Here is a 261-nt window from a genome sequence, read left to right on the forward strand (position 1 = left end):
CCCGATAACTCCCCCGATAAAACAGATGAATACTGACTCAATTAGAAACTGTCGTTTAATATCAGCAGGATTGGCACCTACAGAAAGGCGAATGCCAATTTCATGTATACGTTCTGTTACAGATACGAACATAATATTCATAACACCGACGCCACCTACCAGTAATGATATTGCAGAAATGGCTATAGTTAAGAACTTCATTGAAGTAGATACATTAGCGATCATTTCGGCTACTGATTCATTTGTTACAATAAAAAAATC

General features: G+C 36.8%; 1 protein-coding gene. It reads right to left on the reverse strand.

Annotated features, from left to right (window positions below):
- On the reverse strand, nucleotides 1–225 hold a 225-nt coding region (locus tag COJ96_RS25730; RefSeq protein ID WP_306460619.1), incomplete at its 3' end, for an FtsX-like permease family protein.
- Between the last annotated feature and the right edge of the window lie 36 nt (nucleotides 226–261).

Origin of the sequence: Bacillus sp. AFS073361, assembly GCF_002567005.1 — a bacterium.
Classification (GTDB): domain Bacteria; phylum Bacillota; class Bacilli; order Bacillales; family Cytobacillaceae; genus Neobacillus.